General features: G+C 70.0%; 18 protein-coding genes. 13 read left to right on the plus strand and 5 right to left on the minus strand.

The window, feature by feature from the left end; all coding sequences use genetic code 11:
- Positions 1-50: 50 nt before the first annotated feature.
- Positions 51-1,469 carry a M23 family metallopeptidase gene (locus IEX89_RS08740; protein WP_188911762.1) on the plus strand — a complete coding sequence of 473 codons (1,419 nt, stop codon included), beginning with the start codon at positions 51-53 and terminating at the stop codon, positions 1,467-1,469.
- On the opposite strand, the gene IEX89_RS08745 is transcribed toward IEX89_RS08740, so the two are convergent.
- Positions 1,447-2,436, minus strand: a complete 990-nt coding sequence (locus tag IEX89_RS08745; protein WP_188911765.1) for a class 1 fructose-bisphosphatase — start codon at positions 2,434-2,436, stop codon at positions 1,447-1,449. The genes IEX89_RS08740 and IEX89_RS08745 overlap by 23 nt on opposite strands.
- A gap of 87 nt (positions 2,437-2,523) precedes the next feature.
- Positions 2,524-3,570, minus strand: a complete 1,047-nt coding sequence (locus IEX89_RS08750) for an AI-2E family transporter (protein WP_188911767.1) — start codon at positions 3,568-3,570, stop codon at positions 2,524-2,526.
- A 255-nt stretch (positions 3,571-3,825) separates the two neighbouring features.
- On the opposite strand from IEX89_RS08750, the gene IEX89_RS08755 reads away from it, so the two are divergent.
- Complete coding sequence (locus IEX89_RS08755; RefSeq protein ID WP_188911769.1) at positions 3,826-4,251, plus strand: hypothetical protein; 426 nt, start codon at positions 3,826-3,828, stop codon at positions 4,249-4,251.
- Between the two features lie 89 nt (positions 4,252-4,340).
- Here the strand turns inward: IEX89_RS08755 and IEX89_RS08760 are convergent, their stop codons facing one another.
- On the minus strand, positions 4,341-5,114 hold the full coding sequence (locus tag IEX89_RS08760) for a DeoR/GlpR family DNA-binding transcription regulator (RefSeq protein ID WP_188911771.1): 774 nt from the start codon (positions 5,112-5,114) through the stop codon (positions 4,341-4,343).
- A gap of 256 nt (positions 5,115-5,370) precedes the next feature.
- On the opposite strand from IEX89_RS08760, the gene glpD reads away from it, so the two are divergent.
- From glpD to IEX89_RS08815, 11 genes are all read left to right on the plus strand, one after another.
- Positions 5,371-6,903: a glycerol-3-phosphate dehydrogenase gene (gene glpD, locus IEX89_RS08765; protein ID WP_188911773.1), complete on the plus strand. Its 1,533-nt coding sequence runs from the start codon at positions 5,371-5,373 to the stop codon at positions 6,901-6,903.
- A 15-nt stretch (positions 6,904-6,918) separates the two neighbouring features.
- Positions 6,919-8,007, plus strand: coding sequence for an ABC transporter ATP-binding protein (locus IEX89_RS08770; RefSeq protein WP_188911775.1), 1,089 nt, complete (start codon positions 6,919-6,921; stop codon positions 8,005-8,007).
- 11 nt (positions 8,008-8,018) lie between these two features.
- Positions 8,019-9,113, plus strand: a complete 1,095-nt coding sequence (locus IEX89_RS08775; protein ID WP_188911778.1) for an ABC transporter ATP-binding protein — start codon at positions 8,019-8,021, stop codon at positions 9,111-9,113.
- A complete protein-coding gene (locus IEX89_RS08780; RefSeq protein ID WP_188911886.1) occupies positions 9,113-9,985 on the plus strand; it encodes a carbohydrate ABC transporter permease in 873 nt (290 codons plus the stop codon). The genes IEX89_RS08775 and IEX89_RS08780 overlap by 1 nt, the downstream gene beginning before the upstream one ends.
- A 92-nt stretch (positions 9,986-10,077) precedes the next feature.
- The gene (locus tag IEX89_RS08785) at positions 10,078-10,854 is read left to right on the plus strand and encodes a carbohydrate ABC transporter permease (protein WP_244645228.1); all 777 of its coding nucleotides are present in this window, start codon (positions 10,078-10,080) and stop codon (positions 10,852-10,854) included.
- Positions 10,855-10,870: 16 nt separating this feature from the next.
- The gene (locus IEX89_RS08790; protein ID WP_188911783.1) at positions 10,871-11,143 is read left to right on the plus strand and encodes a DUF2160 domain-containing protein; all 273 of its coding nucleotides are present in this window, start codon (positions 10,871-10,873) and stop codon (positions 11,141-11,143) included.
- A 70-nt stretch (positions 11,144-11,213) separates the two neighbouring features.
- Positions 11,214-12,926 (plus strand): ABC transporter substrate-binding protein, encoded by a 1,713-nt coding sequence (locus IEX89_RS08795; RefSeq protein WP_188911785.1) that lies wholly within the window; start codon positions 11,214-11,216, stop codon positions 12,924-12,926.
- A gap of 122 nt (positions 12,927-13,048) precedes the next feature.
- Positions 13,049-13,351 carry a hypothetical protein gene (locus IEX89_RS08800; protein ID WP_188911787.1) on the plus strand — a complete coding sequence of 101 codons (303 nt, stop codon included), beginning with the start codon at positions 13,049-13,051 and terminating at the stop codon, positions 13,349-13,351.
- On the plus strand, positions 13,326-14,015 hold the full coding sequence (locus IEX89_RS08805) for a nucleotidyl transferase AbiEii/AbiGii toxin family protein (RefSeq protein ID WP_188911789.1): 690 nt from the start codon (positions 13,326-13,328) through the stop codon (positions 14,013-14,015). Before IEX89_RS08800 ends, IEX89_RS08805 begins: the two co-directional genes overlap by 26 nt.
- A 16-nt stretch (positions 14,016-14,031) precedes the next feature.
- Positions 14,032-15,183 carry an iron-containing alcohol dehydrogenase gene (locus IEX89_RS08810; RefSeq protein WP_188911791.1) on the plus strand — a complete coding sequence of 384 codons (1,152 nt, stop codon included), beginning with the start codon at positions 14,032-14,034 and terminating at the stop codon, positions 15,181-15,183.
- 109 nt (positions 15,184-15,292) lie between these two features.
- Positions 15,293-16,282, plus strand: a complete 990-nt coding sequence (locus IEX89_RS08815; protein ID WP_188911793.1) for an SDR family oxidoreductase — start codon at positions 15,293-15,295, stop codon at positions 16,280-16,282.
- Between the two features lie 18 nt (positions 16,283-16,300).
- Here the strand turns inward: IEX89_RS08815 and murJ are convergent, their stop codons facing one another.
- Positions 16,301-17,827: a murein biosynthesis integral membrane protein MurJ gene (gene murJ, locus IEX89_RS08820; protein ID WP_188911795.1), complete on the minus strand. Its 1,527-nt coding sequence runs from the start codon at positions 17,825-17,827 to the stop codon at positions 16,301-16,303.
- Positions 17,828-17,905: 78 nt separating this feature from the next.
- Complete coding sequence (locus IEX89_RS08825) at positions 17,906-18,673, minus strand: class I SAM-dependent methyltransferase (RefSeq protein WP_188911797.1); 768 nt, start codon at positions 18,671-18,673, stop codon at positions 17,906-17,908.
- Between the last annotated feature and the right edge of the window lie 65 nt (positions 18,674-18,738).

Genomic DNA, 18,738 nt, shown 5'->3' on the forward strand with positions numbered 1-18,738 from the left:
ACCCTAACGGGCGTTGAATGGCGTCGGGTTTCCGCAAGGAGATGCGACGCATGCACGACGGACGAGGACGCCTGCGGGGAGAACGCGTGCCGCACGAGCGCGACGTCGCGACGCGCCTGGGCGCGCCGCCCCGCACGCTCTTCGCCGTCGGGCCGCTGGCGGCGACGGGCTGCGCCCTCGCCTTCAGCCTGCTCGCCGCCTGGGCCGCCGGCGCGACCTGGTACATCGTGTCGCGGGAGGATCTCGTCGCCGAGCTGCTGCGGCGCCAGTCCCAGGCGGAAGCGCGCTACGAGGACCATCTCGGCGCGCTCCGTGCGCGCCTCGACCGCGTGGCGAGCCGCAAGCTGATCGAGCAGGACACGGTCGAGCAGCGCGTCGCCGCCCTCGTCAGCCGACAGGTGGAGCTCGAGACGCGCCAGGCCGTGCTCGCGGACCTGACGGAGCGCATCGCGCCCGCGGCCGCCGTCACCGGCTCGCTCGGCCCCGCCACGACCGCGACCGTCCCGCTCCCGCCGGTCCTGCCGGACGCGGCCTCCGCCTTCGCCCCGGTTTCCCCGTCCCCTGCTCGTGGCGAGAACCCCTTCGCCGTGGAGCGTCCGCGTCCGACGCCGGTTCCCGCGCCGCTGGAGCTGCGCCTGCGCAGCGACGCCGACGACGCCGCCGTTCCCGGCACCGCGTCGCTCCCCTCCCCCGGCACGCTGCCGGCGCATGCGAGCCTCGGGGCGAGCCTGGATGCCGCCGAATATTCCCTCTCCCTCGTGGAGGACGGCCAGATCCGCGCGCTGGAGCGCATCCGCCTGCAGGTGGAGCTCGAGGCCGGCATCATGCGCGACGCCATCGAGACGGCGGGCCTCGATCCGCATGCCCTCGAGCCTGCGCACCCGGACATGCTTGCCGCGGAGGGCATCGGCGGGCCGTTCATCCCCATCGGCATCGACGCGGAGGCCGGCGGCTTCGAGGCGCTCGTCGCCGGGCTCCAGGAGAGCCTCGTCGCGCGCGATCGCCTGCGCCGCACGACCATCGCCATTCCCTTCGAGCGGCCGGTCGACGGCGACATCGCCATCACCTCGCGCTTCGGCGTCCGCTCGGACCCGTTCACCCGCCGCCCTGCGTTCCATTCGGGCATCGACTTCCGCGCCCGCACCGGCGAACCGGTCTACGCCACGGCGGCGGGGCGGGTGATCTCCGCCGGCCGTGCGGGGGGCTACGGCCGGATGGTGGAGATCGACCACGGCAACGGGCTGACGACGCGCTTCGCGCATCTCTCGGCGATCTCCGTCGCCGACGGGGCGGAGGTCGCCGCCGGCGACCTGATCGGGCGTGCGGGCTCCAGCGGACGCTCCACCGGGCCGCACCTGCATTACGAGACCCGCCTCGACGGCCGCGCCGTCGATCCGCACCGCTTCCTGCGGGCCGCCGAGGTGCTCGCCGAGCTCAAGGGCGGTCTCAACCCGGGCGAGATCCGCTGAGATAGCTCCCGATCGTCTCCACCATCTCGCGCGAGCCGAAGACGAAGGGGCAGCGCTCGTGCAGCGAGCCCGCCTCGAGATCGAGGATGCGCCGGCGCCCGTCGGTGGCGAGGCCGCCGGCCTGCTCGGTGAGGAAGGCCACCGGCTTGCCCTCGTAGACGAGGCGAAGCCGGCCCCGCTCGTAGCCCTTCCGCTGATCCGCCGGATAGAGATAGACGCCGCCGCGGGTGAAGATTCGGAAGGTCTCGGCGACGAGCGACGCGATCCAGCGCATGTTGTGATCGCGCGCGAGCGGCCCGTCCCGTCCGGCGAGGCAATGCTCGAACCAGGCCTCGAGCCCCGGCTCCCAGTGGCGGCGGTTCGAGGCGTTGATCGCGAATTCCTTGGCCGAGACGGGTACCCGCACGTCCGCGCGGGCGAGGCGGAAGGCTCCGGACGCGCGATCGAGCACGTGGAGATCGACGCCGCGCCCGACGCTGAGCAGCATCGTCGTCGCCGGGCCGAAGACGACGATGCCGGCGGCGCGTTGGCGCGTGCCCGGCGCCAGGAAAGGCGCCTCGGCCGGCGCATCGCGCGCGGCGTCCATGATCGAGAAGATCGCGCCCACCGGCGCGTTGATGTCGATATTCGACGAGCCGTCGAGGGGATCGACGGCGACGGCGAGGGGCGCGCGCTCGTCCAGGACGACGACGCCCTCGCGCTCCTCGGAGGCGACGGCCGCCACCGGCGCGTCGGCGAGGGCGCGGAAGAACAGGTCGTCGGCGACGACGTCGAGGGCGCGCTGCGCGTCCCCCGCCTCGTGCCCCTCCCCGATCTCGGCGCCGAGCGCGCCTTCGAGGGCGCCCCGCGAGACGAGATGCGAGAGCTCCGCCGCGGCTCCGGCGAGCGCGAGGACCGTGCGCGCGAGGGCGTCCGTCGCGGCATCGCCGCCGGGGAGGCAGGTGTCGAGGGGGTCTCCCACGCGCATGACGTCGATCTCCCGTATGCCGGATGGGTCGGCCGCAACTACCCTAAATCGCGCAGCCCGGCAACATGAAGCGCTCGCCGTGCGCGCTCACGAGATCCGGCCGTCGCGCGACATGAGAATGGCGATCGCCCGCGTCTGCGGAGCCGCGGCGAGGACGATCATCAAGATGGAGGTCAGCGGCACGGCGAGGATCGCCCCCGGCATGCCCCACAGCGCGCTCCAGGCGACGAGCGAGAGCAGCACCACGAAGGGCCCGAGGTTCGACGAGCGGCTGAGCCAGCGCGGCTCGAGCCAGTTGCCCACGTAGACCTGCGCCGCGACCAGCAGCCCGAGGCCGAGGAGGGTCGTCTCCAGCGAGCCGGTCTGCGCCAGGATCTGCAGGACGACGAGCGCCACCGCCGCGAGGGAGCCGATATAGGGCACGTAGTTCGCGAGCGCGATGAACATCGACCAGAACACGGCGAACTCGACCCCGAGCACGACCAGGATGGCGAAGGAGAGGACGCCGAGCACGACGTTGATCGCCGTCTTCGCCGAGAGATACGAGGTGATCTGCGCGTTGATCTGCGCGAGCAGCTCCTGCTGGCGCCCGCTCGGCGCCCGGTTTCCCGCGATGGCGCGCAGCTTCTTGGGCATCAGCGTCCGTTCGGGCAGGAGGAAGACCACGTAGGTGACGATCAGCACGAGGTAGGCCCCCGCGCTCGCGAGCGTGTTGAGGATCCACAGCGCGGCCGGGCCGACGTCGATGCGATCGATGGTGAGCGCGCGCAGGCCCTCCCAGGCCGCCGAGCCGGTTGCCCCAAAGGGCGCCGCCACCCGGTCGAGGAGGGTGCGCAGGTTCGCCTCGTAGGCGGGGAGCACCTCGGTCAGCCCGCGCAGGTTCGCCGCCGCGAGGAGCCCGATGAGCGCCAGCGCGGCGAGGAAGGTCGCCACGGCCGCGACGTAGCGCAACCAGACCGGCGCGTGCCCGAGAAACGGCACGCGGCCGAGCGCATCGACCGCGCCGACGATGACGTAGGTGAGCATGATGGCGACGACGACGGGGACGAGCACGGTGCGCCCGAGATGCAGCACCGCGCCGATCAGCGCCCCGAGCGCGAGGAGATAGAAGAGATCGCGCACCGACGTCGGCAAGTCGTCTCTCCCTGGTCCACGCCGCTCGGCGTCGTCGAAGGGCGTGGGCCGACGATGCGCCCGGCGGCGGCGGTGGTCAACGCTCGGGTCATGTGCGCGCCGGCAGGACGCGCTTTCCCAATCCGAGCCGACCGCACAGGTACGCCAAATTCTTCAACGCCACGCTCGAACGAACGGCGTCACCGCGCATTCGTGGAGCCGTCCGACCATCAAGTTCGAGACCACCAAGTCCGAGACAACCATAGGGAGACGCTCATGACCCGCAATTGGCTCAAGACGACCGCCGCCGCCGCCCTCGCCACGGCCTTCCTCGCCGGCCCCGTCGCCGCGCAGGCCTACGACGACTGGGATGCGAATTCGGATTCGATGATCGACCAGACCGAGTGGAACACCGGCTGGGCGAACCAGGGCCTCACCGGCTCCATCGACGCCGACGGCGACGGCTCGATCACGCAGACCGAGTTCGAGGAGGCCCGCGGCGACGAAGCGCGCTTCACCGAGCGCTACGGAGAGACCGCCTTCGAGGATTGGGATTCGAACGACGACGACATGCTGAACGACGAGGAGCTCTCGGCGGGCATGTACTCGGCCTACGACGCCGACACGAGCGGCGGCATCGACGAGACCGAGTTCGGGCTGTGGGAGGACGACATCGGCGAGGAGGGCCTCTTCGACATCTGACGTCCTCCCTCGCGGCGCGCCCGCGACCGGATGAGGCATACGAGCGCGCCTCGGGAAACCGGGGCGCGCCTTCTTTTCGAGCGCTCCGCCTAGCCGCCCGCCGCGCCGGCGACGACGATATCCGTGCCCCAGTCGCGGCACAGCTTGCGCACGGGCTCCGGCGGAGCCGCATCCGTGATGAAGGTGTCGACGTCCTCGAGCGAGGCGATGCGCACCGGCGCGCTGCGCTCGAACTTGGAGTGATCCGCCACGAGATGGGCGCGCCGCGCCTGGCGCAGGATCGCCTGCGAGACGCGCACCTCGCGAAAGTCGAAGTCGAGCAGGTCCCCCTCCACGTCGAGGGCGGAAGCACCGATCACGGCGACGTCGACCTTGAAGTGCTTGACGATCTCGAGGGTCACGTCGCCCACGAGCCCGCCGTCGGGCCGGCGCATGACGCCGCCCGCCACCACCACCTCGCAGCTCTCGTTGGCGGAGAGGATGTTGGCGACGTTGATGTTGTTGGTCACGACCATGAGGTTGCGATGCGACAGAAGCGCGCGCGCCACCGCCTCCGTCGTCGTGCCGATGTTGAGGAAGAGCGAGGCCTCGTCCGGGATCATGCGCGCGCAGGCCCGCGCGATGGCGTCCTTCTCCTCCGCCATCAGGCCGCGGCGGTCCTCGTAGCCGATGTTGGCCACCCCCGAGCGCAGGATCGCCCCGCCGTAGACCCGCGTCAGCTCGCCCGCCTCGCACAACTCGGTCAGGTCGCGGCGGATGGTCTGGACCGTCACGTCGAAATGCGCCGCGAGATCCTCGACCACCACCTTGCCGTGCTGGCGCGCGAGGTCCAGGATCTCCTTCTGGCGGAAGTTCTGAGCCATCCCGACGCTGCCCCGCTCGTTCGTTCGCGTACGGGCGGGACCCTGGCAGGGGCAGGAGCGAAAGGCAACGCGCACGAGACACGCCCGCGCCGTGCGCCACTGCGCGGCAGCGGTGCACGACGCGCGACTTCCCCAGCGAGAGCAACGCCCTTTCGCGCTGCACCATACGATCTGCGAAACGAAACGAAAGCGAGACTTGACAGAGCGAAGCCAAACGTCGACCATCCGCGAAAATAAACGAGAGGGATGGAACGTCGTGTCAGTGGCAGCCGAAGGCCGCGAGGTCTTCGATCTCTTCATCGTCGGCGGAGGCGTGAACGGCTGCGGCATCGCCCGCGATGCGGCCGGCCGCGGCCTGTCCGTGGCGCTCGCCGAGATGAACGATCTCGGGTCGGCCACCTCGTCGGCCTCGACGAAGCTCTTCCACGGCGGGCTGCGCTACCTCGAGTATTACGAATTCCGCTTGGTCAGGGAATCCTTGATCGAGCGCGAGACGCTGCTGCGGGCCATGCCGCACATTTCCTGGCCGCTGCGCTTCGTGCTGCCGCACCATCGCGGCCTGCGCCCGGCCTGGCTGCTGCGGCTCGGCCTGTTCATCTACGACCATCTCGGCGGCCGCAAGATCCTGCCCGCGACCCGCAGCCTCGACCTCACCCGCGACCCCGCCGGCAAGCCGCTGAAGGACGATTTCGCCAAGGGCTTCGAATATTCGGATTGCTGGGTCGAGGACTCGCGCCTCGTCGTCCTCAACGCTCGCGACGCGGAGGCGCGCGGCGCGCGCATCCTGCCGCGCGCCAAGGTGACGTCGGCCCGGCGCGAGGGCGATCTGTGGGCCATCGACATCGCCCACCAGGACGGGCGCCGGGAGACGGCGCGCGCGCGGGCGCTGGTCAATGCCGGCGGTCCGTGGGTCGCCGACGTGATCTCCGGCGTGCTGCGCATCAACTCGTCGGAGCGCGTGCGCCTCGTGCGCGGCAGCCACATCGTGACGAAGCGGCTCTTCGAGCACGATCGCTGCTACATCTTCCAGGGCGGCGACGGGCGCATCGTCTTCGCCATCCCCTACGAGACCGACTTCACCCTCATCGGCACGACGGACCGCGACCACCAGGGCGGGCCGAGCGAGGCGCGGGCCCAGGACGACGAGATCGACTATCTCTGCGGCTTCGTCTGCGAATACCTGAAGACGCCGATCTCCCGCGCGGACGTGGTGTGGACCTATTCCGGCGTGCGCCCGCTCTACGACGACGGTGCGAAGTCGGCCACCGCCGCCACGCGCGACTACGTGCTCTCGCTCGACGAGAACGGCCCGCCGCTGCTCAACGTCTTCGGCGGCAAGATCACCACCTACCGCCGGCTGGCGGAATCGGCCATGGCCAAGCTCGGGCGCTTCTTCCCGCAGGCGCGCGGCCCGTGGACGGCGGGCGCGCCGCTTCCCGGCGGCGACTTCCCCGTCGACGCGGTCGATCGTCTCGTCGCCGATCTCGCGCGCGACTACCCCTTCCTCACGCCCTTCTGGGCACGGCGGCTCGTCAAGGCCTACGGCACCGAGGCGCGCACCCTACTCGGCGACGCGACGCGGGCGGAGGATCTCGGGCGCGCCTTCGGGGCGACGCTCACCGAGCGCGAGATCGATTGGCTGATGGAGCGCGAATACGCCGCGCGCGCCGAGGACGTGATCTGGCGACGCTCGAAGCTCGGCCTGCGGCTGACGCGCGAGGAGGCGGACGCTCTCGACGCCTTCATGCGCGACCGCGGCGCGCGGACCCGCAGCCTCGCGGCGGAATGAGGAGGCTCTAGGCGCATGGCGCTCGTGCTCGACAACGTGTCCAAGGTGGTCGACGGACGCACCCACATCCATCCGACGACGCTCACCCTCGAGAAAGGCACGATGAACGTGCTGCTCGGGCCCACGCTCGCCGGCAAGACCTCGCTGATGCGCCTGATGGCCGGCCTCGACAAGCCGGCGACGGGGCGCATCCTCTGGCACGGCGAGGACGTGACCGACCGGCGCGTGCAAGACCGCAACGTCGCCATGGTCTACCAGCAATTCGTGAACTACCCGACGCTGTCCGTGCGCGAGAACATCGCCTCGCCGCTCAAGGTCGCCGGCCGCCCGAAGGGCGAGATCGAGGAGGCCGTGCACAAGGCCGCGGCCCTGATGAAGCTCGACGGCATGCTCGACCGCAAGCCGCTCGAGCTCTCCGGCGGCCAGCAGCAGCGCTGCGCCCTCGCCCGGGCGCTGGTGAAGGACGCGGGCCTCGTCCTCCTCGACGAGCCGCTCGCGAACCTCGACTACAAGCTGCGCGAGGAGCTGCGCGCGGAGATTCCCCGCATCTTCGAGGAATCGGGCGCGATCTTCGTCTACGCCACGACGGAGCCGGAGGAGGCGCTGCTGCTCGGCGGCAGCACGGCGACGCTGTGGGAGGGCCGCGTCACCCAGTTCGGCCCCACGCCCGAGGTCTATCGGCGCCCGGCCGACGCCGTGACGGCGCGGGTGTTCTCGGACCCGCCGATGAACTTCCTGAAGATCGCCAAGGCCGGCGACCGCCTGCTCTTCGGCGAGGGGCAGAGCGTGCCCGCGCTCGGCACGCTGGCCGGGCTGCGGGACGGGCGCTACCTCGCCGGCTTCCGGCCGAATCATCTCGAGCTCGAGCCGCCTCATGCCGGCTGCCTGACCTTCCCGGCGATCCTGTCGGAGACGGAGATCACCGGCTCGGAGACCTACGTCCACATCGATCACGGCGGCGAGCGCTGGGTGGGCCTCGTCCACGGCGTGCGCTCGCTCCGGCACGGGAGCAGCATGAACGTCTACGTCGACCCCGCTCACGTCTACGTCTTCGCCGAGGACGGCGCGCTCGCGGCGCCCGCCTCCTACGCGCTCGCGGCTTGAGGAGGCGCAAGATGGCCCGCATCCATCTCTCGAACCTCGCCCATTCCTACTCGGCGAACCCGACCTCCGAGGCCGACTACGCCTTGAAGCGGCTCGATCTCGTCTGGGACGACGGCTCGGCCTACGCGCTGCTCGGCCCCTCCGGGTGCGGGAAGACGACGCTGCTCAACATCATCTCCGGGCTGATCACCCCCTCGGAGGGGAAGATCCTCTTCGGCGAGGAGGACGTGACGCATCTGCCGACGGCGGCGCGCAACATCGCGCAGGTCTTCCAGTTCCCCGTCGTCTACGACACGATGACCGTGCGCGAGAACCTCGCCTTCCCGCTCGTCAATCGCGGCGCGGATCGCGACTACGTCCGTCGGCGCGTCGAGCAGATCGCCGACATGATCGGCATGAGCGACGTGCTCGACCGGCCGGCGAAGCGGCTCACCGCCGACGCCAAGCAGAAGATCTCGCTGGGGCGCGGCATGGTGCGCGAGGACGTCAACGCCATCCTGTTCGACGAGCCGCTCACCGTCATCGACCCGCACATGAAGTGGGAGCTGCGCACGCAGCTCAAGGCGCTGCATCGCGAGTTCGGCCACACGATGATCTACGTGACGCACGATCAGACCGAGGCGCTCACCTTCGCCGACAAGGTCGTCGTCATGTACGACGGCCAGGTCGTGCAGACCGGCACGCCGGCCGAGCTGTTCGAGCGCCCGGCGCACACGTTCGTGGGCTATTTCATCGGCTCGCCGGGCATGAACGTGCTCCCCGCCCGCGTCGAGGGCACGAGCGCCATGGTCGAAGGCGTCGAGATCCCGCTCGGCGCCGCCTATCCCGCGCTGTCGGGCAAGGTCGAGATCGGCATTCGGCCCGAATTCGTCACGCTCTCGAAGGACGGTCCGGGCCTGCCCGTGCGCGTCGAGCGCATCGAGGACGTGGGGCGCCACCGCATCGTGCGGCTCGCCTTCTTCGGGCGCGAGATCAACGTCGTCGTGCCCGAAGGCGTGAGCGTGTCCAAGGACATGAACCGCGTCGTCCTCGAACCGGAGCGGATCGGGGTCTACGTCGAGGATCGCCTCGTCGAGGGGCAGATGATGCAAGGGCGGGCCGCGTGATGGACAAGACCGTCAACCAGAAAGCCTGGTTCCTCGTCCTGCCGGTGCTGGTGCTCGTCGCCTTCTCGGCGGTGATCCCCTTGATGACGGTGGTGAACTACTCGTTCCAGGACACGTTCGGCAACAACGTCTTCTTCTGGGCCGGCTTCGAGTGGTACGAGGAGGTGCTCGCCTCCGAGCGCATCCGCGACGCGCTGGGGCGCCAGATCCTGTTCTCGGCGATCATCCTCGCCATCGAGGTGCCGCTCGGCATCCTGATCGCGCTGTGCATGCCGCGAAAGGGCGTGTGGGTTTCCGTCTGCCTCGTCCTGATGGCGCTGCCGCTCTTGATCCCGTGGAACGTGGTCGGCACGATCTGGCAGGTCTTCGCCCGCGTCGACATCGGGCTGCTCGGCCGCACGCTCTCCGAGCTCGGGATCGACTACAACTACACCCAGGACGCGCTCGACGCCTGGATCACCATCATCGTCATGGACGTCTGGCACTGGACCTCGCTCGTCGCGCTCCTCGCCTATGCCGGCCTCGTGTCGATACCGTCCGCCTACTACCAGGCCGCCAAGATCGACCAGGCGAGCCGCTGGAAGGTGTTTCGCTACATCGAGCTGCCGAAGATGCAGGGCGTGCTGCTCATCGCCATCCTGCTGCGCTTCATGGACAGCTTCATGATCTACACCGAGCCCTTCGTGCTCACGGGCGGCGGGCCGGGCAACGCGACGACGTTCCTGTCGATCGACCTCGTGAAGACGGCCATCGGCCAGTTCGATCTCGGTCCCGCGGCGGCGTTCTCGCTGATCTACTTCCTCGTGATCCTGCTGATCTCGTGGGTTTTCTACACGGTGATGGTGAACCTCGAGAAGAAGGAGGGCGTGTGATGGCGCAGGCCGCTCTCGTCCAGGCCCAGGGTGCGACGCTCGCGCGCACCAAGGCGGCCGCCGGTCCGCGGGTGAAGACCTCGGCCGTCATCATGACGCTGTACCTCGTCTTCCTGCTCCTGCCGATCTACTGGCTCCTCAACATGAGCCTCAAGGACAACAGCGAGATCCTCTCCTCGTTCTCGTTGTGGCCGCAGGACCTGACCTTCGACAATTACCGCACGATCCTCACCGACGCGTCCTGGTACATGGGCTACGTCAACTCGATGATCTACGTGGTCCTGAACACGGTGATCTCGGTCTCCGTCGCGCTGCCGGCGGCCTACGCCTTCAGCCGCTACCGCTTCCTCGGCGACAAGCACCTGTTCTTCTGGCTCCTGACGAACCGCATGGCGCCGCCCGCGGTGTTCGCGCTGCCCTTCTTCCAGCTCTACTCGTCGGTGGGCCTGTTCGACACGCACATCGCGGTGGCGCTCGCGCATTGCCTCTTCAACGTCCCGCTGGCGGTGTGGATCCTGGAAGGCTTCATGCGCGGTGTGCCCAAGGAGATCGACGAGACCGCCTATATCGACGGCTACTCGTTCCCGCGCTTCTTCGTGCGGATCTTCATGCCGCTCATCGCCAGCGGCATCGGGGTCGCGGCCTTCTTCTGCTTCATGTTCTCGTGGGTGGAGCTGCTGCTCTCGCGCACGCTGACCTCGGTGGACGCCAAGCCCATCGCCGCCACGATGACGCGAACCGTCTCGGCGTCGGGCCTCGACTGGGGCGTGCTCGCCGCCGCGGGCATCCTCACCATCGTGCCGGGTGCGCTCGTGATCTGGTTCGTGCGCAACTACATCGCCAAGGGCTTCGCGCTCGGCCGCGTCTGACGGGGAGGAACCGCTCATGGACTGGATGGCCTGGACCTGGCCCACCGCGATCTTCTTCGTGGTCATCGCCGCGCTGCTCGCGACGATGACGATCATCGCCGCGCGTCGCCCGGAGACGCCGCGCATCGGCATCCTGCGCATCGAGACGACGCGCGGCGACCGCCTGTTCATCAGCCTTCTCGGGTCGGCCTTCATCTCGTTGGCCTGGCTCGGACTGTTCGGCCCGCCCCTCTGGGGCGCGCTGATCGCCTGCCTGATCTATGCCGCGGCGGTCTTCCGCCTCGTCTGATCGGGTCAGCAACCGGGCCCGCGACGCCCAGCGGGCCAAACAGCAACGAAAAGGTTCGGGAGGACCAAGAATGCGCAAGTACTTGACGACGAGCGTCGCCGTGGCGGCGCTGACGGTGATGGCGGGCCCCGCCTTCGCCGACATGGAGGCCGCGCGCGCCTTCCTCGACGCGGAGATCGGCGATTTGTCGAGCCTCACGCGCGAGGAGCAGGAAGCCGAGATGCAATGGTTCATCGACGCGGCCGAGCAGTTCCGCGGCATGGACATCCGCGCCGTCTCGGAGACGATCACGACGCACGAATACGAGAGCCAGGTCCTCGCTCCGGCCTTCTCGGCGATCACGGGCATCAACGTCACGCACGATCTCATCGGCGAGGGCGACGTGATCGAGCGGCTGCAGACGCAGATGCAGACCGGCGAGAACATCTACGACATGTACGTCAACGATTCCGACCTGATCGGGACGCATTGGCGCTACCAGCAGGTCCGCAACCTCACCGACTGGATGGCCGGCCCGGCGGCCGACGTGACGAACCCGAACCTCGACCTCGAGGATTTCGTCGGCATCAGCTTCACCACCGGCCCCGACGGCAAGGTCTACCAGCTGCCGATCCAGCAATTCGCGAACCTCTACTGGTTCCGCTACGACTGGTTCACCGATCCGGAGATCATGGCCGCCTTCGAGGAGGAGTACGGCTATCCGCTCGGCGTGCCGGTGAACTGGTCCGCCTACGAGGACATCGCCGAGTTCTTCACCGGTCGCGAGATCGACGGCGTGGAGGTCTACGGCCACATGGATTACGGCCGCAAGGACCCCTCGCTCGGCTGGCGCTTCACCGACGCGTGGCTCTCCATGGCGGGCGCCGGCGACCAGGGCATCCCCAACGGCCTGCCGGTCGACGAGTGGGGCATCCGCGTCGACGAGAATTCCCGGCCCGTGGGCTCGTGCGTCGCCCGCGGCGGCGCGACGAACGGCCCGGCGGCGGTCTATTCGGTCGAGAAGTACGTCGACTGGCTGCAGGCCTACGCGCCCCCGGCGGCCGCCGGCATGACCTTCTCCGAGGCGGGCCCGGTCCCGGCCCAGGGCGAGATCGCGCAGCAGATCTTCTGGTACACGGCCTTCACCGCCGACATGGTCGCCGACGGCCTGCCGGTCGTGAACGAGGACGGCACGCCCAAGTGGCGCATGGCCCCCTCGCCGCGCGGCGCCTATTGGGAAGACGGCATGAAGCTCGGCTATCAGGACGCCGGCTCCGTCACGTTGATGGAATCCACGCCCGAGGACCGCGCCAAGGCCGCCTGGCTCTACGCGCAGTTCATCGCCTCGAAGACGGTGGACGTGAAGAAGTCGCACGTCGGCCTCACCTTCGTGCGTGAATCGACGATCCAGCACGAGAGCTTCACCGAGCGCGCGCCGATGCTCGGCGGCCTCGTCGAGTTCTATCGCTCGCCGGCTCGCGTGCAGTGGACCCCGACGGGCACCAACGTGCCGGATTATCCGCGCCTCGCGCAGCTCTGGTGGCAGGCGATCGGCGACGCGTCCTCCGGCGCGGCGTCGGCCCAGGAGGCCATGGACAACCTCTGCCGCGAGCAGGAGCAGGTGCTCTCGCGCCTCGAGCGCGCCGGCGTGCTGGGCGATCTCGGTCCGGTCCTCAACGAGGAGCGCGACCCGCAATACTGGCTCGACCAGCCGGGCGCGCCCAAGCCCGAGCTCGAGAACGAGGATCCGCAGCCGATCACCATCGGTTACGACGAGCTGATCCAGAGCTGGCAGAACAACTGAGCCAGACGGCTCGGTTCGGGGAGGCGGGGCCGCGAGGTCCCGCCTCCCTTCCAAGGACACGTTGTCGGCGGCCTGCCCCATGGCTATTCTGCAGGCGTGAAGCTTCGACCAGGAACCCGATCGTGTCCCGTTCTCCGCAGCAGACCGATCTTCTCGTGCTGGGGACCGTGAACGCGCCCTTGAAGCGCCAGATCTCGGCCAGCGATCTCTCGCGATGCCTCGTTTCCGCAGATCCGGACCCGTGGCTGGTCCACGTCGCTGCTTACTTCAACGAGCTGTCGACGGATCTCATTCTCGAATTCGCGCACGTGCACGACGTGGACGGTGCGCAGCTCGAGCGAGCTTATGCCGCGACGAGGTCGCGAACCGGCATGGTCAATCCGGAACTCGAGGCTCGCTTTGACGCAATGGCCCATTCTTCTTGAGCGTCTGCTGGCGGGACTACGGGTCCTGGAAGGGCGGGGCTTCGTTCTCGGAGACTGGACGCTCGGGGGCGGGACCGCGTTGATGATCGCGGCGGAGCATCGCCTGAGTCGCGACATCGACGTATTCATCGATTCGCCAGAGTATTTGACGTACTTGTCACCGCGGCTCGGCGGTGAAACAGTTTGGAACTGCGCCGCCTACGACGAGTCCGCGAATTTTCTGAAGCTGCGCTTCTCCGAGGGCGAGATCGACTTCATCGCGGCTGTTGCCGTCAGCCAATTACCGGCAAAACGCATCACGCTTGATCTTTCTCGTGAAGGAGGATCGCCTTCGACCGAGATTCTCGTCGAGCACCCCGTCGAGATCGCCCTGAAGAAGCTCTTCTATCGCGGCTCATACCTTTTGATCAGGGATGCGTTCGACATCTGCGTGGTGGACCAGATCTTCCCGGAGACACTGCGGTCGCACCTCCACCTAGTGTCGCACCGTAAGCCTGCGATCGAGGCGGCAATTCGGCGGTTCGCGCCGGATTTCGTACGGCAATCCTTGCAAGAGCTCGACATCCTCCCGGATTGGGAGGACCTCTCGCGCACGACACACGAACGCATCATCTCGATTGCTTCATGCATCCCCGACGCGTCCCCAGAACCATCGATCACCTGACCGAGACGACCTGACCATGCTCCTCCCCCCCTTCACCTTCGGCCCCTCGGGCCAGATCCTCTTCGGTCGCGGGCGGGGCCAGGAGGCGGCGGGGCTCGTGGCGGGGATGGCGCGGCGTGTCGTCCTGGTGCACGGGCGCGATCCGGCGCGGGCGGCGTGGCTCGTCGAGGGGCTGCGGGCCGAGGGCGTCACGGTCTCCGCCGTCGCCTGCCCCGGCGAGCCGACGCTGCCGCTCCTCGAGGAGGCGCTCGCCTCGGCCCGCGCCGCGCGGCCGGACGCGGTGGTCGCTATCGGCGGCGGGGCGGCAATCGATCTCGGCAAGGCTCTGGCCGCGCTGATTCCGCAGGAGAGCGCGCCGCTCGATCATCTGGAGGTCGTCGGGCGCGGCCTGCCGCTCGCGCGCGATCCTCTCCCCTGCATCGCGCTCCCCACCACCGCGGGCACCGGCGCGGAGGTCACCAAGAACGCCGTCGTCGGCGTGCCGGAGCATCGCCGCAAGGTGAGCCTGCGCGATCCGCGCATGGTGCCGCGCCTCGCCATCGTCGATCCGGCGCTCACCGACGGCCTGCCGCGGGCGGTGACCCTCGCCTCCGGACTCGACGCGCTGACGCAGGTGATCGAGCCCTATCTCAGCGCGCGCGCCAATCCGTTCACGGATGCGCTCTGCCGCGCGGCGATCCCGCTGGCGCTGCCCGCGCTGGCGACGCTGATGGCGCGCGAGGACGCGGACGCGCGCGACGCGATGGCCTTCGTGAGCCTCTCGGGCGGGCTGGCGCTGGCCCATGCCGGGCTCGGCGTCGTCCACGGCCTCGCGGGGCCCATCGGCGGGCTGTCGGACGCACCCCACGGCGCCGTGTGCGGCGCGCTCCTGCCGCATGCGCTCGACGCCCTCGCGGCACGGGCCGAGCCCGGATCGCCCTTGGCTGCGCGTGTCGCCGAGGTTCGCGCGATCGTGGGAGCCGCCCTCGGGGTCGCACCGGACGACGCGCAGGCCGCCCTCGCCGCCTTCGCGCGCGCGAGCGGCTTGCCGGGCCTCGTCGCTCTCGGCGTGGCGCGCGACGACTTCGCGACGCTGGCCGACATGGCGGCGACGTCCTCCTCGATGAAGGCGAGCGCCATCGCCTTCACGCCCGCCGAGCTCGTCGCGCTCCTCGACGCGGCCGCCTGAGCCCCCCGCGCGATCTCTCCAACCGGCAGGTGCGTTGCCACGAAGGAACCCGCCGGACGCTGCGGCATTCGCGAGCGCAAACGATACGCGGATCCCGACAGGAGAGATCATGAGCGACGAGACGACCTTCCGCGAGAACGCCGCCCGGGTGGCGGAGGAATACCGTTCGATCCAATCCCGCATCGACCGTGCCGACGCCACCGGCGCAAGTGGCAAGGGCGGCAAGGAGGGCGCCATGCAGGCGGGCGCGCGGCCCTACCCGGAACTGCCCTATTCCAAGACGCATCAGGACAAGCCGGGCTCGGAGAGCGACCTCGACCCGCGCCCGCTCTACGACGCGCCCTTCTACAAGGGTTCCGGCAAGCTCGAGGGCATGGCGACGATCGTGACGGGCGGCGATTCCGGCATCGGCCGCTCCGTCGCCGTGCTCTTCGCCCGCGAGGGCGCGGACGTCACCGTCGTCCATCTCGCCGAGGACGAGGACGCCGAGGAGACCCGGCGCGCGGTGGAGGCCGAGGGCCGCCGCTGCCTCGTGCTCTCGGGGGACGTCTCCGACGAGGCCTTCTGCCGCTTCGCGGTCTCGCGCACGCTGGAGACCTTCGGGCGGCTCGACGTGCTCGTGAACAACGCCGCCTTCCAGGAGCACGCCATGGCGCTGGAGGACATCACGCAGGAGCATTTCGACCGCACCCTGCGGACGAACCTGCGCGGCTACTTCAACATGACCAAGGCCGCGGTGCCGCACCTGCCCTACGGCGGATCGATCGTGAATTCCGGCTCCGTCACGGGCATCCGGGGCAGCAAGTCGCTCCTCGACTACTCGATGACGAAGGGCGGCATCCATTCCTTCACGCGGGCGCTCGCGGGCCAGCTGATCCCGCGCGGCATCCGCGCCAACGTCGTGGCGCCGGGGCCGGTGTGGACGCCGCTCAACCCTGCGGATTCGCCCGCCGACATCGTCGAGACCTTCGGCGGCGGATCGAAGATGGGCCGCCCGGCCCAGCCCGAGGAGCTGGCGCCGGCCTACGTCTTCCTCGCCTCGCCCCAGACGGCGAGCTACATCACGGGCGAGATCCTGCCGGTCATCGGCGGCTACTGAGCCTTTCGCTCGCGGTCCTCACCGCCGCGCGAGACGCACGCCAGCGAGCCTGAGGCCGGCGAGGACGACGAGCCCGTAGACGAGCCCGCCCGCCACCGCCAGCATCGCGAGCTGCGCCTCCGCGTCGAGCGCGGGCAGCCTCGCCGCGAGCGTGCGGGCGGGCTCGCGCAAAGCCATCACGGCGCCCGCGAGCGCCAGCATGCCCGCGAGGCAGACGGCGAGGGTGCGCCCGAGCCGCGCGTCGGGCGCCGTCCAGCCCCGCCGCCAGGCGAGGAAGAACAGGAGCGCGACGTTCACCCACGCCCCGATGGCGGTGGCGAAGGCGAGGCCGGGCGCGCCGAGCGGTCCCGTGAGCAGGATCTTGAAGACGACGTTGACGGCAACCCCCGTCAGCGAGGCGATGAGCGGCGTCGCCGTGTCCGAGCGGGAGTGGAAGCTCGCGAGCCCCGCGCGGATCAGCACCACCGCCGGCAGCGCGGTGGCGTAGGCGGCGAGCACCGCGCCCGCCGCGGCGGCGTCGGCGGCGGTGAAGGCGCCGCGGCCGAAGAGCGCGAGCATGATCAGGTCCGGCACCACGACGAAGGCCGCCGCCGCCGGCAGAGCGAGCGCCAGGACGAGCCCGACCGCCCGATTCTGCGAGGCGTGCGCGCCCGCAGTATCGCCTTCGGCGATGCGCCGGCTCATCTCCGGCAGGAGAACGGTGCCGGCCGCGATGCCGATGACGCCGACGGGCAGCTGGTAGAGCCGGTCCGCGTAGTAGATCGCCGAAACCGCCCCCGTCGGCAGGAGCGAGGCGATGATCGTGTCCGCGAACATCGCGATCTGCACGCCCGCCGAGCCGATCAGCGCCGGGCCCAGCGTGCGGAAGAACTTGCGCACGTCGGGGTCGAGGCCGGGGCGCGCCAATTTGGGCGCGATGCCCCGCGCGGCCGCGTCCCACCACACGAGCAGGAGCTCGAGCACGCCCGCCACCGCCACCGCCCACGCCGCCGCGTGCCCGGCGCTCGGGAAGAACGAGGCCGCGAGGAGCCCAGCGATCAGGGAGACGTTGAGCAGGATCGGCGCGCCGGCAGCGGCGGCGAAGCGGTCGTGCGCGTTCAGCACCGCCGAGAAGAGCGTCACCAGGGTGACGAAGAGGAGATAGGGAAAGGTGATGCGCGTCAGCGTCACCGTCAGCTCGAAGCGCTCCGGATCGTCGACGAAGCCGGGCGCGAGCAGCCCCACGAGCTGCGGCATGAAGGCGAGCGCGCCGGCCAGAACCAGGAGCTGCACGGCCAGCACGAGGCTCGCGATCCGCCCCGCGAAGATCCGCGCGTCGGCGTCGCCCCGCGCGGCGCGCGCCTGGGCGTAGGTGGGGATGAAGGCGGCGTTGAAGGCGCCTTCGCCGAAGATGGCGCGGAAGTGGTTCGGCAGCCGCAGCGCGACGACGAACGCGTCCGTGATCGGCCCCGCGCCGAGCACGGCGGCCATCACGACGTCGCGCGCGAAGCCGGTGACGCGGGAGACCAGCGTCCAGCCGCCGACGGAGACGATCTTCTTGAGCATGCTGGGTCCACGTTGTTCCGGCATGGCTCTAGCGCGGCGCCGCGCGCGTGTCATGCGTGCGAGCGCGAAGCGCGCTCCTCAGATGCGCCCGAGCCGCAGCGCGATGGGCCAGCGGATCGCCTTCGGCACGGCGGGGTCGCCCCAGGCCTCCGCCAGGCGTGCGTGGAACGCCTCGATCGGCGCCTCGCCCTGCGCGCCGCGCAGGCCCGCGAGGGCGGACCACGTGCCGACGTAGCCGAGGAGCGCCGCGAGCGGCCAGCGCACGACGATGGCGAGGGGCGCGTGGGCGATCTCCGGGAAGGGGAAGGGCAGCGTCGCGTAGCCCGCTTCCACGTGGGCGCGCTCCGCCGGCCAGTACGGGCCGGCGACCCGGCGGTAGAAATCCGCGACGACGGCGTTCGCCGCCGCGTCCTCCGGCAGGTCGAGCGTCGCGTAGGCGACGAGCGCGATCGCAGCGCCCGGGCGCGCCACGCGCCGCGCCTCGGCGTAGAAGGCGTCGAGATCGAACCAGTGCGCCGCCTGCGCTGCGACGACGAGATCGACGCTCCCGGCTTCGGCGCCCGTCGCCTCCGCGGGCGCCCGGCGATAGGTGATGCGCGGATGCGGCGTCGCCCGCGCGATCTGCTCGGCGCTGGCGTCGACGCCGATCACCCGCTCGAAGCGCTCGGCGAGGAGGCGCGTCAGCTGCCCGTTGCCGCAGCCGACGTCGATCGCGAGCCCCGTCACCGGTGCCGCTTGCGCCAGCGCGTCCGCCAGATCCGGCGGGTAGGTGGGGCGATGGCTCGCGTAGCCGGCGGAGGTGCCGGAGAAGTGATCCTTGAAGGCGGGTGTCTCGCTCGTGCTCATGTGCCGTTCCCTTGACGCTGCGTCACGGTAGCGCGGCGGCGGGCGTCGCGCTAATCGATCGCGGG

The organism is Salinarimonas ramus (assembly GCF_014645695.1).
Lineage (GTDB): Bacteria > Pseudomonadota > Alphaproteobacteria > Rhizobiales > Beijerinckiaceae > Salinarimonas > Salinarimonas ramus.

What these genes read in the sequence shown, in the direction of transcription:
- IEX89_RS08795 (WP_188911785.1), top strand. Translation starts at nt 11,214, where the DNA reads ATGCGCAAGTACTTGACGACGAGCGTCGCCGTGGCGGCGCTGACGGTG.
- IEX89_RS08815 (WP_188911793.1), top strand. Translation starts at nt 15,293, where the DNA reads ATGAGCGACGAGACGACCTTCCGCGAGAACGCCGCCCGGGTGGCGGAG.
- IEX89_RS08790 (WP_188911783.1), top strand. Translation starts at nt 10,871, where the DNA reads ATGGACTGGATGGCCTGGACCTGGCCCACCGCGATCTTCTTCGTGGTC.
- IEX89_RS08810 (WP_188911791.1), top strand. Translation starts at nt 14,032, where the DNA reads ATGCTCCTCCCCCCCTTCACCTTCGGCCCCTCGGGCCAGATCCTCTTC.
- murJ (WP_188911795.1), bottom strand. Translation starts at nt 17,827, where the DNA reads ATGCTCAAGAAGATCGTCTCCGTCGGCGGCTGGACGCTGGTCTCCCGC.
- IEX89_RS08755 (WP_188911769.1), top strand. Translation starts at nt 3,826, where the DNA reads ATGACCCGCAATTGGCTCAAGACGACCGCCGCCGCCGCCCTCGCCACG.
- IEX89_RS08775 (WP_188911778.1), top strand. Translation starts at nt 8,019, where the DNA reads ATGGCCCGCATCCATCTCTCGAACCTCGCCCATTCCTACTCGGCGAAC.
- IEX89_RS08780 (WP_188911886.1), top strand. Translation starts at nt 9,113, where the DNA reads ATGGACAAGACCGTCAACCAGAAAGCCTGGTTCCTCGTCCTGCCGGTG.
- IEX89_RS08740 (WP_188911762.1), top strand. Translation starts at nt 51, where the DNA reads ATGCACGACGGACGAGGACGCCTGCGGGGAGAACGCGTGCCGCACGAG.
- IEX89_RS08785 (WP_244645228.1), top strand. Translation starts at nt 10,078, where the DNA reads ATGACGCTGTACCTCGTCTTCCTGCTCCTGCCGATCTACTGGCTCCTC.
- IEX89_RS08770 (WP_188911775.1), top strand. Translation starts at nt 6,919, where the DNA reads ATGGCGCTCGTGCTCGACAACGTGTCCAAGGTGGTCGACGGACGCACC.
- IEX89_RS08760 (WP_188911771.1), bottom strand. Translation starts at nt 5,114, where the DNA reads ATGGCTCAGAACTTCCGCCAGAAGGAGATCCTGGACCTCGCGCGCCAG.
- IEX89_RS08745 (WP_188911765.1), bottom strand. Translation starts at nt 2,436, where the DNA reads ATGCGCGTGGGAGACCCCCTCGACACCTGCCTCCCCGGCGGCGATGCC.
- IEX89_RS08825 (WP_188911797.1), bottom strand. Translation starts at nt 18,673, where the DNA reads ATGAGCACGAGCGAGACACCCGCCTTCAAGGATCACTTCTCCGGCACC.